Below are 15,447 nucleotides of genomic sequence, written 5' to 3' on the forward strand. Positions count from 1 at the left end.
GCGTCACCCCATGCGCTCATGCGACATCGGCCTGCAAGCAGGAGCGGGAGAGGAGGCTATGGCGAGCAACATGAAAACAGGGACGCATAATCCATGCTGGAGCGCCTTGCTGATGCTTCTGGCCGTCGCCGGCAGCGCGTCTGCGGCACCGGCGCCGTCGGACCTGGTCTATGTCGGCATGCACGGACCCGAAATCAGGGCGGGCCGCTTTGATGCCCGGTCCGGCGACCTGGCGATGATCGGACCAGTCGCGGCCGTGCCGCGTCCCACCTGGATCGTCCGTCATCCCCGTCTGCCCATCGTCTACGCCGCGAACGAGGATGGCAATGACGGGACCCGCAATGGCAGCGTCATCGCCTATCGCGTCGATCCCGCGACAGGAGCGCTCACTCGCCTCAACGAAGTCGATGCCGGTGGCGGCGGGACCACCTATCTCACTCTCGATCCCCGTTCGATGACCTTGTTTGCGGCCAATTATGCCGGCGGATCGGTTGCAAGCTTTCCCATCCTGAGCGACGGCCGTCTCGGCGATCGGGTTTCTCTCGTGGTGGCCAGCGGGTCCGGCCCGCATCGCCGACAGGCCAAGCCGCACGCGCACAGCGTCCTGGTCGATCCGACCGGTCGCTTCCTGTTGGTGGCCGATCTTGGCGCTGACCGCCTGTTCGTCTATCCCTTCGACGGACGAAAACACGCGATCCGCACGGAACCCGCCGAAAAGGCGCGGCATTTCGTGACTGCGGCCGGCAGCGGCCCCCGCCATATCGCCTTTGCGCCCAATGGCCGCTTTCTCTATCTGGTGAACGAACTGACGGCCGATGTGCAGGTGCTGCGCTGGCACGCTCGCGACGGGCGGCTCGACCTTGTTCAGACCATCGCCACCGACGCCCCGGATCATGCAGGCGCCAGCAGCGCGTCGGAAATCCTCGTCAGCGCCGATGGCCGGTTCGTCTATGCCGGCAATCGTGCCGAAAACCGCATCGTCGTGTTCGCCGTGGACCCGAAGGAAGGGACATTGTCCTTCCGTCAGCGGATCGATGCGGGCGGAGAGGTGCCGTGGGGCTTTACCCTGCACCCCGACGGCCGCTGGATGCTGGTTGCCAATGAACGATCGGACTGGATCAGCATCTTCGCGGTGGATCGCCGCTCCGGTCGCCTCACCGATACCGGGCGCCGCACGCCGACGCCCAAGCCGGTCAGCATCACCTTCGTCCGCTGACCGGCCGCCACGCGCTCAGATCAGGGTTCGCCGCAGCAGCTCCAGCGTCCGGCTCCACGCCAGCGCCGCGGCTTCCTTGTCGAAGCGCGGCGTGGTGTCGTTGTTGAAACCATGTTCGACGCCCTCGTAGATGAAGACCTGATAGTCTATGCCGGCCTTGTCCAGCGCCGCCTTGTAATCCGGCCAACTCGCATTGACGCGCGTGTCGTTGCCCGCATAATGGATCAGCAGTTGGGCCTTGATTGCGGGGACGTCCTCCAGCGGCGGCGGACTGCCGTAAAAGGGGATCGCCGCGCGCAGGTCCGGCAGGCGCGTCGCCAGCAGATTGGCGATCCCGCCGCCAAAGCAGAAACCCGTCGCCGCCAGCTTGCCGTTGCTGCCCGGCATGGTGCGCGCATGGTTCGCCGCAGCGACGAAATCCTCGCCAATCTTCGCCCGGTCCAGCGTTGCGAACATCTCTCGCGCCTTGTCCTCGTCGCCGGGATAGCCGCCCAAAGTCGTCAGTGCGTCCGGCGCGACCGCCATGAATCCCTCCAGAGCCAGCCGCCGGGCGACATCCTCGATATGGGGATTGAGACCGCGATTCTCATGCGCGACGATCACGACCGGCAGGTCGCCATCACCCTTGGTCGCCGGCCGCGCGACATAGGCGCGCACGGTGCCATGGCCTTGGGGGGAGGGGATGTCGATGCGGCTGGTGGCGACACGCGCGTCATCGGCGGGGATGACCTGGCCGCGCGCGAAATCCGGGCTGAGCGCCGCCAGCACGGCGGTCGCCGACACCATCCCGCCGACATGCGCCGCGCACTGATTGAGGAAGCCGCGCCGATCGAGCGCGCCATGAACATAGGCGTCGAACAGGTCCAGCACCTTGCGCGGAAAATCGGCAGCGCCCGTGGCCGCGCCGGCGTCGAAATCAGTCATGCTTTCCTCCTCGTCAGGGCCGAACCGCGTCACTGTGGGTGATGGATCGACCAGAACCAACCGAAATCCTTGATGGCAAATGCGTGCCGGCCGTTCGCCAGGGCGACCGCTGGCGCACGCACCTAGAAGGCCATGCTCAGCAACAGGTTGACCGTCGTGGACTGGAAGCTGCCCTTGATGCTGTCCCGGCGTGCGACATAGAGGTCCAGCCGGCCCTTGCCGCCCATGTTCATGGCTGCGCCGGCCTTGATATAGAGGCTGGTGGGATCGTCATCGACCTGCGCCACGTTGTTGCGCAATTCCTGTTCCAGTCCCGCTTCGCCATAGCTCCGCACCCGCCAGGGCGCGAACCCATCCTGCTCCAGCCGCACGGTCGCCGTACCCAGCATATATTGTTCGGAGCGGCTATCCACTGCTGTGCCCAGATTGTTCGTGCCCGCCGAAAAGCGACTGTCTTGCCAGATGAACGCTGCCGAGGGGCGCATGATCCAGCCATGGGGCACAAAGGCGCTCTGCGCGCCGCGATAGGTGCCCACGACCGACGCTTCGCTATAGGTGCGGCGGAACGATTGCCGGCTGGCGATGACGCCCAGGCGCGTACTGGGAATCTTGCTGTCGGCTTCGCCGGAAAGCCGGGAAATGCGCAGCGATGCGCCCCAGTGGGAGGCGAAGCGATACAGCATGTCGACGCGCACGCCGGCCCCCTGGGTCGTGATCCCGCCTTCATTGTGGCGCAGCCCGATATTCGATACCTCGTGAATCACGCCGCCGCCGATCAGGGCCTGATCGCCGATCAACCACAGCAACTGCGCCAGCCCCGTCTGGCTGTCATTGTCCACCTGCGTCGCATGGCCCTCCGAACCGCGCGACAGGATGTTGGCGTAGCCCAGCTTGACATGCAGTCCCTGCCCCAGTCCGCGCAGGGGCATGATCATATTGACGGGCGTGACCAATGTCGTGACATCGTCCTTGAAACCCGTCGTGACGCCGCCGGCGCGCGCCACATTGGCATGGGCCGTGTAAAGGCCGGTGCGCGCCTGCACCGCGCCATATTGTTCGCTGCTGTTGAACCGCGCCATCAATCCGGTGTCGCCAAAGCTGCGGGCGATGGTCGGCGCCGACATAGCCTCGTCCGCTCCGGCTGCTTCCTGTGCGGCGGCGGAGACGGCCGGGAAAGCCAGGCACGCCAGCCAGGCATGGACCTTCAGGGGCATCGGCTTCAGTTCGGCTCTCCTCATTGTCATGTTCCGCCCGACCGGTTCCTGCATCATCGTCTGATCGAACCGGCCATGGGCTGCCTATCCAGGATTGTCGCGGCACCGGGCCAATAGCTTTGCGCCGCCCACCGATAGGAAAGTCGTTGCAGGCCGCTGGAACCGGCCGTCCCCTGCGGCTATGGGCAAACCATCTTCCCGATCTGACAGAGGAACATCACGCCCATGACTGTCGCGCCCTCGCCCCGCTCCATCGGTCCCTTCACCGTATCGGCCATCGGCCTTGGCTGCATGAACCTCAGCCACGCCTATCTTCCCCGACCCGATCCGCGCGACGCGGAAAAGCTGCTGCTGCACGCCCTCGATCGGGGCGTCGATTTCTTCGACACCGCTGCGCTCTACGGGTTCGGCGCCAATGAAGAGTTGCTGGGGCGCACGCTGATGGACTGGCGGGACGAATTCGTGCTGGCCAGCAAATGCGTGCTCGGCGGCAAGGACGGGCAGCGGGGGCTGGATGGCTCGCCCCAGGCGATCACCGCGACGCTGGAGGATTCGCTCCGGCGCCTGCGGGTCGACCATATCGACCTCTATTATCTCCATCGGCTCGACCCGAACGTGCCCATCGAGGACTCGGTCGGCGCGCTCGTCCGCGCGGTCGAGGCGGGGAAGATCGGCGCGATCGGCCTGTCGGAAATGTCCGCCGCGACCCTGCGCCGCGCTCATGCCGTCCATCCCATTGCGGCGATGCAGACCGAATATTCGCCCTGGACGCGCAATGCCGAAGTGGCGGTGCTCGACGCATGTGTCGCACTCGATGTCGGCTTCGTCGCCTTCTCGCCGCTCGCCCGCGGCGTGCTGGCCGGCAGCGTCGGGCCTGAGGGTGTGGCGCAGGGCGATGTGCGCCATGCGATGCCGCGCTTCCACCCGCCGCATCTCGATCATAATCTGGATCTCGCCGCGCGGTTCCGGACCATCGCTCAAGCCGCCGGCTGCACGATGGCGCAGCTCAGCCTTGCCTGGGTGCTCTCGCGCCGCCCCAACATCGTCGCCATCCCCGGCACAACCAGCATCGCCCATCTGGACGAGGATCTCGCGACGCTGACCATCGACGTCTCGGCCGATACGCTGGCCGCGGTCGACGCGCTCTTCACGTTCGAGGCCGTGTCCGGCCCCCGCTATCCCAAGGCCGCCCAGGCGCAGATCGACACCGAAACCTGGGATGGCGAGCCGCTGGAATAGGGGCGGATCAGGGCGCCAGCGCCTCGGCGACCAGCGGCGCCAGCTGCCCGGCGATCCTCTTCACCCCCTGCGCATTGGGGTGGATGCCGTCGGGCAGCAGCAGCGCCCGATCGCCCAGCACGCCATCCAGCATGAAGGGGTAGAGCGCCGCATCATATTGGCGCGCCAGATCGGGGTAGATGCTATTGAAGGCGGCGGCATAATCCGCCCCCATATTGGGGGAGGCGAGCATCCCGGTCAGCATTACCTTGATCCCGCGCGCCTTCGCTTCGGCCAGGATCGCGGCCAGATTGGCGCGCGTCTCCTGAGGCGACAAACCGCGCAGCATGTCGTTGCCGCCCAGGCCCACCAGCATCAGGTCGGGCGTGCGCGGCAATCCATCGAGCGTGAAGGCCAGCCGCGCTCGTCCCGCCGCCGTGGTGTCGCCGGACACGCCGGCATTCACCACCTGCGCCTTGACGTCGCGCGCGGCCAGCGCGGCTTCCAGCACGGGCGCCAATCCCTGGCCCTGGTCCAGATTATAGCCGGCATAGAGGCTGTCGCCAAAGGCGACCACCAGCTTCCTGTCCGCCGCGGGCGTGGCGGGCGCCGCGCCTTCCGCGCTGATGGCGGCCTTGGTCGGCGGGGGAGGCGGCGGCGCCTGGTCGGAACAGCCGCTCGCCAGATGGACAATCAGCGTCAGCGCCCCATATTGCATCAACCTGCCCGCCAAGGAACGCTCCCTCTTCATGCATTCGCCCGTCGATCCCGCGACTATCGCGATCCGCGCCCAGAATGTCACGCTCCAGCTGGGAACGCGCGACGCGCCGGTGGCGATCCTGAAAGGGCTGGACCTCACCATCCTGCGCGGCGAAAGCGTCGCCATATTGGGCGCGTCGGGATCGGGCAAAAGCTCGCTGATGGCGGTGCTGTCGGGCCTTGAGCGCGCCAGCGGCGGCCGGGTGGACATTGGCGGCGTTGATTTCGGAGCCCTGGGGGAAGATGATCTGGCGCGTGCGCGCCGCGGCCGGATCGGCATCATCCTGCAATCCTTCCATCTGCTGCCCACCATGACCGCGCTGGAAAATGTCGCCGTGCCGCTGGAACTGGCCGGCCATGCCGACGCGTTCGCGCGGGCGGCGGATGAATTGCGCGCGGTGGGCCTTGGCCATCGCCTCGATCATTATCCCGCGCAGCTGTCGGGCGGCGAGCAGCAGCGCGTCGCCATCGCCCGGGCCGTCGCCCCGCGTCCGACCCTGCTCTTCGCCGACGAACCCACCGGCAATCTCGATGCCGCGACCGGCGCGTCGATCATGGACCTGCTGTTCGATCGGCAGCGCGCGGCCGGCGCGACGCTGCTCATCATCACCCATGATCCCCTGCTGGCGCAGCGTTGCGGCCGCATCATCGAAATGCGCGACGGGCGCATCCTGTCGGATCGACCGGCATGAACGGCCTTGGCTGGCGCGCCGCCTGGCGCATCGCCCGGCGCGACCTGCATCTGGGCTTTCGCGGCCTGCGCCTGCTCTTCCTCTGCCTGTTCCTGGGAGTCGCCACCCTGGCGGCGATCGGCAGCCTGACGAGCGCGATCACACAGGAATTGCGCGATCGCGGCCGGGTGATCCTGGGGGGCGACGTGGAAATCGGCATGACCCAGCGCCAGGCGAGCCTTGGCGACAAACAGGCCTTCCGCCAGCTCGGCGCGCTCAGCGAAACGATCCGCATGCGCGCCATGGCGCAGCGGGTCGGGCAGGGCAGGGGCGACGCGCCGCCCGCGATCCTTACCGAACTCAAGGGGGTCGACCCCGCCTATCCGCTCTATGGCGCGCTGATCCTGCGCCATGGCGCCTATCGCCCCCTGGATGCCGGCCACATCGTGATCGGCGAAGCGCTGGCCGAACGATTGGACATCGGCCGCGGCGCGCATCTGCGCTATGGCGATGCGCGCTTCATCGTCAGCGACATCATCGCCGACGAACCCGATCGGCTGGGGGAGGGGTTCACGCTCGGCCCCGTGGCGATCGTGTCGATGGACGGCCTTCGCCGCACCGGCCTCATTCAGCCGGGCAGCCTCTACGCGGCCAAATATCGCATTCGCCTCGACCCGCGCTTCGATGCCGCGACCGTGCGCAAGGACTGGGAAAAGGCGCGCGCCAGCGAAGGCTGGACGTTCAAGGATCGCGATCGCGCAGCGCCCGGCGCCAACCGCTTCATCGAACGCATGGGGCAGTTTCTCGCGCTGATCGGCCTTGCCGCGCTCGTGATCGCGGGCATCGGCGTCAGCAATGGCGTCGCATCCTATCTGGCCGGCAAGCGGGGCGGCATCGCCACGTTCAAGGTGCTGGGCGCCACCGCCGCCGACATCGCCCGCATCTACCGGCAGCAGGTCGGCGCTGTCGCCTTGCTCGGGATCGGCGCGGGCCTGCTGGCGGGCGCAGCGCTGCCGCCGCTGGTCGTGGCGCTGGCCGAGGACCTGCTGCCGGTCAGCCCCGGCTTCCGCCTGCACCCGCTGCCGCTCCTTACGAGCGCGCTTTACGGCCTGCTCATCGCCTTTCTCTTCACCTTCCCGCCATTGGCCAGGGCGCGCACCCAGCCGGCGGCCGCCCTGTTTCGCGGCGCGGTCGACAGCCGCTCGGGCCTCGACCGGCGCAGCCTTGCCGCCATGGGCGGGGCCGGCGCGCTGCTGGTGGCGCTGGCGCTCGGCACGGCGCGCGATCCGCTCTTTGCCGCGGCGGTCCTGGGCGCGGTCGGCGCGGTCCTGCTGTTGCTGCTGGGGATCGGCATCGCGGTGCGATGGGGCGCGAGGCGCCTGCCACGGCCCAAGCGCCCCTGGCTGCGGCTCGCGCTGGCCAATCTCCACCGTCCTGGCGCGCAGACCGCCGCGCTTATCGTCGCTCTCGGCCTCGCGCTCACCCTCTTCGTCACTCTGGCGGGCATCGAAACCAGTCTCGACGCCGAAATCCGGCAGGTTGTGCCGAAAAAGGCGCCCCAGCAGATCGTGCTCGACATTCCCGCCGCCGACCAGGCGCGCTTCCGGGCGATCGCGTTGCGCCAGGCGCCCGAAGCGCAGCTCAACATCGTGCCCGTGCTGCGCGGCACGATCACCGCTTATGGCGGACAGCGCGTCGCCGACCTGGAGCGACTGCCCGAAGGCGCCTGGTTCCTGCGCGGGGAGCGCGGCGTCACCTATAGCGCCACGCTGCCCGAAGGCAGCGATCTGGTCGCCGGCCGCTGGTGGCCCAAAGACTATCGCGGCCCGCCGCTCGTATCGCTCGACGCCGAAGCGGCCGACACGCTGGGAATAGGCGTCGGCGACCGGCTGACCGTTTCGATCCTGGGCCGCGAGATAGAGGCACGCATCGCCTCCCTGCGCAAGGTCAACTGGGACACGATGGGCTTCAACTATGTCCTCGTCTTCTCGCCTGTCACACTCCGGTCCGCGCCGCACAGCGTCGCTGCGACCATCACCATGGACCCGCGCCACGACACCGCCATGACGCGCGCTTTGCTGGCCGCTTTCCCCGGCGTCTCGGTCATCGCCGTGGGCGACGTGGTCGATCAGGTGGGCATGATCCTGACGCAGATGTCGCGCGCCATCCTGGTCGCCGCCTCGGTCGCGATCCTGGCGGGGATCGCCGTGCTGGTCGGCGCCATCGCGGCGGCGCGCCAGTCGCGCAGCTATGACAGCGTCATCCTCAAGACGCTGGGCGCCACCCGAATGCAACTGCTCGGCGGGCAGGCGCTGGAATATGGCCTGCTCGCCACGCTCCTGGCGCTGGTCGCGCTGGCGTTGGGCAGCATCGCGGCCTGGTTCGTCATCGTCCAGATCTTCGACTTCACCTGGGCCCCGGACTGGCATGTTGTTCTCGCGACCCTGGCAGGCGGCGCGTTGTTGACATTGGGCATCGGTCTGGCCGGCGCCTTGCCGTTGCTGTCGGTCCGTCCCGCCCGCGCGCTGCGGCAGGTGTGACCGCTCTTGCCAAGTAAGGAAAAGGGCTGCGTCATGAGGGGTGGCGGCGTCCGCTGCGTATGGCATGATGACGCTGCGGAGACGATGCGATGACCGATCTTGACGACATGCTGGATGCGCTGCGCGCATCGCCGAGCGACCCCCGGTTGCGGGCGCTGGCGCCATCGGTGCTCGATGGCGTCGCCCGACGGCGCGATCGCATGGCGGTGCGGCGCAGCCTGCTGGTCGCCGGCTTCATCGCGCTGGGCACCGGCTGGATCGGCAGCATGGTGCCGGCGACGCCTGCCGCCGCCTCGCCGGTCGCCATCGGCATGTCCGACTATGCTCCGTCGCGGCTGCTCGGGCGATGAGCTGGCGTCGCTATCTGCCGGTCGCGCTGGTTGCCTTTGTCGCGGCGCTCGCCGCCGTGCTGGTCGCGCGCCTATGGCTCGCGCCGTCCCCACCGGTCGAAAGCGAGGTCCACAGCCTCCTCCACCAACGTCTCACTCTGGATGCTGCGCAGGAAAAACGCATTCATGCGCTCGAAACCGCCTTTGCCGCGCGCCGCGCCGCGCTGGAGGCGGACATGCGCGCCGACAATCAGCGGCTGGCCGCCGCCATCGCCGCCGAACATGGCTATGGGCCCAAGGTCGCGCAGGCGGTCGATCGCTCGCACCAGGTGATGGGACAGCTGCAGAAGGAGACGCTGCAGCATATGTTCGCGATGCGCGCGGTCCTGCGCCCCGACCAGGCCGCGCAGTTCGACGCAGCGGTCGTCAGGGCGCTGACTCAGCCGGCACGGTGACGGCGTCGCTCTCACCCGACACCGATGTCGATGATGGCGCGCTGGCCCGCCGCGCGTGCGCTGGCGATCAATCCGCCTACAGCGCGTTGATGCAGCGACACCGCGATGCGGTCTGGAGGCTTGCGCGCGGTCATGTCGGGGACGGCGACGAAGCGCTCGACATCGTCCAGGAAAGCTTCGTCGCCGCCTTTGCCGCGCTGGACCGCTATGATGCCGCGCGGCCGTTCCGGATCTGGATCACGCGGATCGCGCTCAACAAATGCCGCGACTGGGCGCGGCGGCGCGCGGTGCGCCGCTTCTTCGCCTTCGCCCGGCCGATCGAGGACGCGCGCGCCGTCGCCGATACCGCCGCCACGCCCGAACAGGCGCTGCAATCGAGCGCCGAACTCGTCCGCATCAACGCCGCCATCGCGTCGCTCCCCGCAAGCCTGCGGCCGGTGCTGCTGCTGCGGGCGATCGAACAGATGAGCCAGGCCGACACCGCACGGGTTCTCGGCATCAGCGAAAAGGCGGTGGAAACGCGGCTCTACCGCGCGCGCAGCCGGCTCGCCGAAATATTGAGGGATTGATCCTTTTCCCGCGTATTCCCGCCTATGATCGATCTTCCTCTCGACCGGCGCAGCCTGTTCCGGGGCGCTGCTGCGCTCACCCTCGCGGGCGCCTTTCCCGCCTGGGCGCGCAGCGGCACGGCTGGGCTGCACCCCGCGCCTGGCATTCTTTCGGGCGAAGGCATTGCTCTGACCGTTGGGGAAACTCATTTTCGCACCGGCGGCCGGTCGGGGCATGCCATCACCGTCAACGGCACGCTGCCCGCGCCGCTCATCCGCCTGAAGCAGGGGCAGATGGTGCGCCTGTCCGTCACCAACGACCTGGCGGAGGACACGTCGATCCACTGGCACGGCCTGATCGTCCCGTTCCAGATGGATGGCGTGCCCGGCGTCAGCTTCCCCGGCATCCGCCCGGGTGAGACCTTCCGTTATGAATTCCCGGTCCGCCAGGCGGGCACCTACTGGTATCACAGCCATTCGGGCATGCAGGAAGCGATGGGCCATTATGGTCCCATCGTCATCGACCCGACCGATGCCGATCCCGTGGCTTATGATCGGGAGCATGTCGTCCTGCTGTCGGACTGGACCCCGGTCCACCCCCACCGGCTGCTCCAGCGCCTCAAGCAGATGGGCGGTTATTATAATATGCAGCGCCAGACGCTCTCGGGGCTGCTGGCAGGAAAGGACCAGTCGCTCGAGGAGCGCTTCGACTGGGGCGCCATGCGGATGGACTCGACCGACCTGTCCGACGTGACGGGCGCCACTTACAGCTATCTGGTCAACGGCCATGGCACCCCGGAAAACTGGACGGGCCTCTTCCAGCCGGGCGAGGGCGTGCGGCTGCGCATCATCAACGCGTCGGCCATGACCAATTTCAACGTCCGCCTGCCCGGACTGCCGATGCGCGTCGTTCAGTGCGATGGCCAGAATGTGCGGCCCGTCGATACTGACGAGTTCCAGATCGGCATCGCCGAAACCTATGACGTGATCGTCCAGCCGACCGAGGCGCGGCCCTATGGGCTGATCGCGGAAGCCATCGACCGCTCCGGCCTCGTCCGCGCGACGCTCGCACCGCAGGCGGGCATGGTCGCCCCGGTCCCGCCGCTGCGTCAGCGTCCCCTGCTGGGGATGAAGGACATGGGAATGGCCATGCCGGCCGGTCACGGCGCGCACGCCATGAGCGGCCACAGCATGGCAATGCGCGATCCTTCCGTCGCGCCCGCCCTGCCGCTGGGCCCCGGCGTCGCAACCCTGTCGCCCATGCCGATGGATCGCACCGCCGATCGGCCGACGGGTCTTGAGCATGTCGCCCATCGCGTGCTCACCTATGCCGATCTGCGCGCGCTGGAGTCCAATGCCGACACCCGCGCGCCCAGCCGCACGCTCGACATTCATCTCACCGCCAATATGGAACGCTATATGTGGTCGTTCGACGGGGTGAAGCTGTCGGACGGCGCCGATCCCATTCCCTTCCGCCATGGGGAGCGGGTGCGGGTGACGCTGATCAACGACACGATGATGCCGCACCCCATCCACATCCACGGCCATTTCTTCGAACTCGTCACCGGCGAAGACGCGGCCCATTACCCGCGCAAGCATACGGTGAACGTGCTGCCCGGCGGCAAGATCAGCTTCGATCTGACGGCCGACGCAATCGGCGACTGGGCGTTCCACTGCCACATGCTGCTGCACATGCATGCGGGCATGATGCGCATCGTGACCGTGCGGCACGAGGAGGCGGCGGCATGATGCGCGTGGCCGCCATCCTCATGCTGGGCGGATTCCTCACCCCGCCGGCCTGGTCGCAGACGATGGACCACAGCCATATGGACCATCGTCAGATGGATCATGGCGCCCAACCCGCGCAGCCCGTGACGAACCCGTCTGCCGATCCCCATGCCGGTCACGTCATGCCGGCCGCGCCGACGTCCATGCCCGCCGCCGCGCCGCCGCCGATCCCGACCGATCATGCTGCGGACGCCCTGTATGACCCAGCCGTCATGGCGCGCGCCCGCGCGGCGATGATGCGCGAAAATGGCGGCATGACTTTCTCGCAACTCATGGTCGACCGCGCCGAATATCGCGCGCACAAGGGCGGGGACAGCTATCATTGGGAAGGCGAAGGCTGGATCGGCGGCGACATCAATCGCCTTGCCATCAAGTCGGAAGGGGAGGGGGCCGTCGACGGCGCGCTGCACAGCGCCGAACTGCAGGCGCTCTACAGCCGCGCCATCGATCCCTGGTGGAACCTGATCGCGGGCGTGCGCCACGACATCCGCCCACGGCCCCAGCGCAGCTACGCCACCATCGGCATTGAAGGCCTCGCGCCCTACTGGTTCGAGGTCGAGGCCCAGGCCTTCCTGTCCGACCGGGGCGACGCTCATCTTCGGATCGAGGGCAGCTATGACCAGCGCATCACCCAGCGGCTCATCCTGCAACCCGCCGCAGAGCTGAACATCGCCGCGCAGGATGTGCCGGAACTCGGCATCGGCGGGGGCTTGTCCGACGTCGAGCTCGGCTTGCGCCTGCGCTATGAGCTGGCGCGCGAATTTGCCCCTTATGTCGGCATCAACTGGGAACGCCGCGTCGGCGACAGCGCCCGCTTCGCCCGCGCCGCGGGGGAGGGGCCATCGACCACCAGCCTGGTCATGGGCCTGCGCTTCTGGTTCTGACGCGGCGCCCCGCGCTCAGCCGCGGAAGCTGAGGCCGATCCACAAGGTGCGCGGCGTGCCAAGGTCGATCGACCCGCCCGCGTTGCGCGTGACGACCGTCTCATCGAACAAATTCTCGCCCCGCGCGACCAGCGTTACGCCCTGCCCGACCGGCAGCCGCGCGACCGCATCCAGCGTCAGCGCGTCGGGCAGCACGTCGCTTTCAAGGTCGTCCTCATATTGGTTCGCCACATAGCGCAGGGTCGTGGACAGCGACGGCCCTTGCCGCGGCGCCCAGGCCAGGGTCGCGCTCGCCGCATGGCGGGGCGTCTGCGCCGGAGTGAAGCCGTCGAACGCCTCGCCCGGCGCGTGGACGCGGCTGTGGCTATAGGCGTAGGAGGCTGACAGGCGCATGTCGCCAAGCGCCACCGCTGCCGTCAGCTCAACGCCCTTGGCGACGATCCGGTCGACATTGCGGCGCTGGCGAGTCTCCGCGTCGATCGTCACATTGGCGATCGCATCGTCCAGCCGGTTGTAGAAGGCGGTGGCGGACAGGCTGACGCCGCGCGCCGGGCGGAGGTCGATGCCCGCTTCCACACCCTTCAGCTTTTCAGGGTCGAGCGCCGCATTGGCTTGCGTCGTGATCGGGAACACGACGAAGGGCCGGTAAAGCTCATTGAGCGTGGGCAGGCGAAAGCCGCTATAGGCCGCCGCGCGCAACGCCGCCGCCTCGCTCGCCTGGAACAGCGCGCCCACCCGTCCCGTCGTTTCCCAGCCCGACCGGTCGGCAAAATCCTCGCCGCTCGCCACCCCCGTGGTCGCACTGACCTGGCGGTAGAAGCCGTTGCGGATCGTCCAATGGTCCGCGCGCGCGCCCGCCGTCAGGATCAGGCGGCCCAATGTCCAGTCATCCTCGGCGAAAATGCCTGCCGTCCATTGCTCGCCGCCGGCATGGCGCAGCGATGTGCGCGGATTGCTGGCGATGCCCGCATTATAGGCGTCCTCATACATGTCGCCCGATGCCTGGCGCGTGTCCGCGCCGATCCGCAGCACATGGTCCGGCCCCACCGGCGGCCGCAGTTCGACCTTGCCGCCCAATCCCGTGGACGGCGTGTTGCGCTGGTCCAATGTCCTGCGAAAGGTGGAGGAGGATATGACGATGTTGGAAAAGTTGCGCGCCTGGATATAGGCGATCGCATCCACCTGCCACGCGCCGCGCGCGACATAGCGGATGCTGGCGTCCTGCCCCTGGCTCATGCTGTCCGCGCCCTTGAACCGCAGCGTGCGCTTGTCCTCGAACAGGGTCGCGCGGAACTGCAGTTCGGAATCGGCCGACAGCGGGGCCACCGCGCGAATATTGGTCGACCAGCCATCATAGGCTGCCGGCGCGCTCGCGTCGACTCGTTGGTCGCGCGGCGTCGTGTAGAAGCCGTCGCCCCGGTCCCAACGTCCCGACAGCGACACATAGCCACCGCCCAGGTCCGGCGTCACGGTCGCGGACACTTCTGTCGCGTCGCGGCTGCCATAGAGCGCGCTCACCGCGACATCGGGCAATTGCTCCCGAGTTGCGCTTGCCAGTTCGATCGTGCCCGCCACCGCACCGGACCCGAAGGCGCCGCTGCCGCCGCCGCGCGTTACCCGCACCACCGACAGCCGCTCGGGCGCCAGCGCGCCGAAGGGGATATAGCCGAAAAAGGGATCGGCCAGCGGCACGCCGTCCAGCAGCATCAGCGTCCGGCTCGACGCATTGCCGCCCAGCGCGCGCAGCGTGACGCCCTGCGCCGATGGATTGGCCGACCGGCTGTCAGACCGGCGGAATTGCTGGAAACTGGCGACATCGCCGAGTATATTTTCGATCCGCCCCGACGCGCTGTCCATCAGTCGCTCGCGCCCGATCACGACTGACCCATAGGCGGGCGTCCCCGGCGGCAGGTCCAGCCCCGCGCCCGTCACCACGATCGTGGGCGCCTGATCCTGGGTCTGCGCCCAACAGGGGAAGGGCAGGGTCGACAGCAGGACGATCGGCAGGGCTTTTTTCATGCCGCCTCCTTTGGGGTTTTCCGCCCCCATTGCAAATGGAAAGGGGCTGATGCGGGTTGAGGCGCGGTTCGCTTGTCGCGGCACATTTTTTGCCGCGTGCCCAGCCTTTATCCTGTAGGGACAGCATCATGCCTGCTTCTGCGTCTCCCACACCCGCCGCCCCGCTCGTCATTCTTCCCGGGCTTATCTGCGACTCCCGCATGTTCGGCGAGACGCTCGCCGCCTTTCCCGAAAGCCGCGTCATGGACGGCTTCTATGGCGGCGCTGACCGGCTCGAGGCGATGGCCGACCATGTCCTGGAGCGCATGCCCTCCCGCGCTGCCCTGCTCGGCCATTCGATGGGCGCGCGGGTCGCGCTGGAGATCATCCGCAAGGCGCCCGACCATGTGGAGCGGCTGGCGCTGGTCGACACCGGCGTGCACCCGGTGAAGCCCGGCGAACAGGAAGGGCGCTATCGGCTGCGCGATCTGGGCCGCGCGCAGGGCATGGCCGCGCTGGTGGCGCAATGGCTGCCGCCGATGATGGGGGACGCGGCGGCGCGCGACGACGCGCTGATGGCGCGCCTCACCGCCATGTGCGTGTCGGCAGGGCTTGCCGTCTTCGAAGCGCAGATCGAAGCGCTCCTCCATCGTCCGGCGCTCGACGCCCTGCTCCCCGCCATAAACTGTCCGACCGCCGCTATCGTGGGGGATCAGGATCGCTGGTCGCCGGTCGCTCAGCATGAAGCGATCGCGGCGGCCATCCCCGGCGCGCGCCTTCATGTGGTGCCGGATGCGGGCCATATGCTGCCGGCCGAGGCGCCAGACGCCTTCAACCGCATCGTGGCGCAGTGGCTCGCCATGTCCGCCGCGGGTCAGCCGGGGGACTGACTCTCGGCGGACC

At 68.1% G+C, this 15,447-nt stretch carries 14 protein-coding genes; 10 read left to right on the forward strand and 4 right to left on the reverse strand.

Annotated features, from left to right (window positions below; all coding sequences use genetic code 11):
- Positions 1-70 precede the first annotated feature (70 nt).
- Positions 71-1,216 carry a lactonase family protein gene (locus ACGGKE_RS16405; RefSeq protein ID WP_394442223.1) on the forward strand — a complete coding sequence of 382 codons (1,146 nt, stop codon included), beginning with the start codon at positions 71-73 and terminating at the stop codon, positions 1,214-1,216.
- Between the two features lie 15 nt (positions 1,217-1,231).
- Here ACGGKE_RS16405 and ACGGKE_RS16410 read toward each other — a convergent pair whose 3' ends face one another.
- Positions 1,232-2,140, reverse strand: coding sequence for a dienelactone hydrolase family protein (locus ACGGKE_RS16410; protein ID WP_394442226.1), 909 nt, complete (start codon positions 2,138-2,140; stop codon positions 1,232-1,234).
- A gap of 122 nt (positions 2,141-2,262) precedes the next feature.
- On the reverse strand, positions 2,263-3,354 hold the full coding sequence (locus ACGGKE_RS16415) for an autotransporter outer membrane beta-barrel domain-containing protein (RefSeq protein ID WP_394442229.1): 1,092 nt from the start codon (positions 3,352-3,354) through the stop codon (positions 2,263-2,265).
- Positions 3,355-3,579: 225 nt separating this feature from the next.
- Here ACGGKE_RS16415 and ACGGKE_RS16420 point away from each other — a divergent pair, with 225 nt between their 5' ends.
- Positions 3,580-4,593 carry an aldo/keto reductase gene (locus ACGGKE_RS16420; RefSeq protein WP_394442232.1) on the forward strand — a complete coding sequence of 338 codons (1,014 nt, stop codon included), beginning with the start codon at positions 3,580-3,582 and terminating at the stop codon, positions 4,591-4,593.
- A gap of 7 nt (positions 4,594-4,600) precedes the next feature.
- Here ACGGKE_RS16420 and ACGGKE_RS16425 read toward each other — a convergent pair whose 3' ends face one another.
- Positions 4,601-5,323, reverse strand: coding sequence for an arylesterase (locus ACGGKE_RS16425; RefSeq protein ID WP_394442234.1), 723 nt, complete (start codon positions 5,321-5,323; stop codon positions 4,601-4,603).
- Here ACGGKE_RS16425 and ACGGKE_RS16430 point away from each other — a divergent pair.
- From ACGGKE_RS16430 to ACGGKE_RS16460, 7 genes are all read left to right on the forward strand, one after another.
- The gene (locus tag ACGGKE_RS16430) at positions 5,322-6,023 is read left to right on the forward strand and encodes an ABC transporter ATP-binding protein (RefSeq protein WP_394442237.1); all 702 of its coding nucleotides are present in this window, start codon (positions 5,322-5,324) and stop codon (positions 6,021-6,023) included. The genes ACGGKE_RS16425 and ACGGKE_RS16430 overlap by 2 nt on opposite strands.
- Entirely contained in the window at positions 6,020-8,542 is a 2,523-nt protein-coding gene (locus tag ACGGKE_RS16435) for an ABC transporter permease (RefSeq protein ID WP_394442240.1), read from the forward strand. The genes ACGGKE_RS16430 and ACGGKE_RS16435 overlap by 4 nt, the downstream gene beginning before the upstream one ends.
- A gap of 89 nt (positions 8,543-8,631) precedes the next feature.
- Positions 8,632-8,892, forward strand: a complete 261-nt coding sequence (locus ACGGKE_RS16440; RefSeq protein ID WP_394442243.1) for a hypothetical protein — start codon at positions 8,632-8,634, stop codon at positions 8,890-8,892.
- Complete coding sequence (locus tag ACGGKE_RS16445; protein WP_394442246.1) at positions 8,889-9,326, forward strand: periplasmic heavy metal sensor; 438 nt, start codon at positions 8,889-8,891, stop codon at positions 9,324-9,326. The genes ACGGKE_RS16440 and ACGGKE_RS16445 overlap by 4 nt, the downstream gene beginning before the upstream one ends.
- Positions 9,323-9,895 (forward strand): RNA polymerase sigma factor, encoded by a 573-nt coding sequence (locus ACGGKE_RS16450; RefSeq protein WP_394442249.1) that lies wholly within the window; start codon positions 9,323-9,325, stop codon positions 9,893-9,895. Before ACGGKE_RS16445 ends, ACGGKE_RS16450 begins: the two co-directional genes overlap by 4 nt.
- 24 nt (positions 9,896-9,919) lie before the next feature.
- Positions 9,920-11,623: a copper resistance system multicopper oxidase gene (locus tag ACGGKE_RS16455; RefSeq protein WP_394442253.1), complete on the forward strand. Its 1,704-nt coding sequence runs from the start codon at positions 9,920-9,922 to the stop codon at positions 11,621-11,623.
- Positions 11,623-12,546 carry a copper resistance protein B gene (locus ACGGKE_RS16460; protein WP_394443069.1) on the forward strand — a complete coding sequence of 308 codons (924 nt, stop codon included), beginning with the start codon at positions 11,623-11,625 and terminating at the stop codon, positions 12,544-12,546. Before ACGGKE_RS16455 ends, ACGGKE_RS16460 begins: the two co-directional genes overlap by 1 nt.
- A 15-nt stretch (positions 12,547-12,561) precedes the next feature.
- Here ACGGKE_RS16460 and ACGGKE_RS16465 read toward each other — a convergent pair whose 3' ends face one another.
- Complete coding sequence (locus ACGGKE_RS16465) at positions 12,562-14,565, reverse strand: TonB-dependent receptor (RefSeq protein WP_394442256.1); 2,004 nt, start codon at positions 14,563-14,565, stop codon at positions 12,562-12,564.
- A 200-nt stretch (positions 14,566-14,765) separates the two neighbouring features.
- Here ACGGKE_RS16465 and ACGGKE_RS16470 point away from each other — a divergent pair, with 200 nt between their 5' ends.
- Complete coding sequence (locus tag ACGGKE_RS16470; protein ID WP_394442259.1) at positions 14,766-15,434, forward strand: alpha/beta fold hydrolase; 669 nt, start codon at positions 14,766-14,768, stop codon at positions 15,432-15,434.
- Positions 15,435-15,447: the final 13 nt, after the last annotated feature.

The sequence above is a fragment of the Sphingobium naphthae genome, from assembly GCF_043589935.1.
GTDB lineage: Bacteria > Pseudomonadota > Alphaproteobacteria > Sphingomonadales > Sphingomonadaceae > Sphingobium > Sphingobium naphthae_A.

What these genes read in the sequence shown, in the direction of transcription:
- ACGGKE_RS16405 (WP_394442223.1), top strand. Translation starts at nt 71, where the DNA reads ATGAAAACAGGGACGCATAATCCATGCTGGAGCGCCTTGCTGATGCTT.
- ACGGKE_RS16410 (WP_394442226.1), bottom strand. Translation starts at nt 2,140, where the DNA reads ATGACTGATTTCGACGCCGGCGCGGCCACGGGCGCTGCCGATTTTCCG.
- ACGGKE_RS16415 (WP_394442229.1), bottom strand. Translation starts at nt 3,354, where the DNA reads ATGCCCCTGAAGGTCCATGCCTGGCTGGCGTGCCTGGCTTTCCCGGCC.
- ACGGKE_RS16420 (WP_394442232.1), top strand. Translation starts at nt 3,580, where the DNA reads ATGACTGTCGCGCCCTCGCCCCGCTCCATCGGTCCCTTCACCGTATCG.
- ACGGKE_RS16430 (WP_394442237.1), top strand. Translation starts at nt 5,322, where the DNA reads ATGCATTCGCCCGTCGATCCCGCGACTATCGCGATCCGCGCCCAGAAT.
- ACGGKE_RS16425 (WP_394442234.1), bottom strand. Translation starts at nt 5,323, where the DNA reads ATGAAGAGGGAGCGTTCCTTGGCGGGCAGGTTGATGCAATATGGGGCG.
- ACGGKE_RS16435 (WP_394442240.1), top strand. Translation starts at nt 6,020, where the DNA reads ATGAACGGCCTTGGCTGGCGCGCCGCCTGGCGCATCGCCCGGCGCGAC.
- ACGGKE_RS16440 (WP_394442243.1), top strand. Translation starts at nt 8,632, where the DNA reads ATGACCGATCTTGACGACATGCTGGATGCGCTGCGCGCATCGCCGAGC.
- ACGGKE_RS16445 (WP_394442246.1), top strand. Translation starts at nt 8,889, where the DNA reads ATGAGCTGGCGTCGCTATCTGCCGGTCGCGCTGGTTGCCTTTGTCGCG.
- ACGGKE_RS16455 (WP_394442253.1), top strand. Translation starts at nt 9,920, where the DNA reads ATGATCGATCTTCCTCTCGACCGGCGCAGCCTGTTCCGGGGCGCTGCT.
- ACGGKE_RS16460 (WP_394443069.1), top strand. Translation starts at nt 11,623, where the DNA reads ATGCGCGTGGCCGCCATCCTCATGCTGGGCGGATTCCTCACCCCGCCG.
- ACGGKE_RS16465 (WP_394442256.1), bottom strand. Translation starts at nt 14,565, where the DNA reads ATGAAAAAAGCCCTGCCGATCGTCCTGCTGTCGACCCTGCCCTTCCCC.
- ACGGKE_RS16470 (WP_394442259.1), top strand. Translation starts at nt 14,766, where the DNA reads ATGTTCGGCGAGACGCTCGCCGCCTTTCCCGAAAGCCGCGTCATGGAC.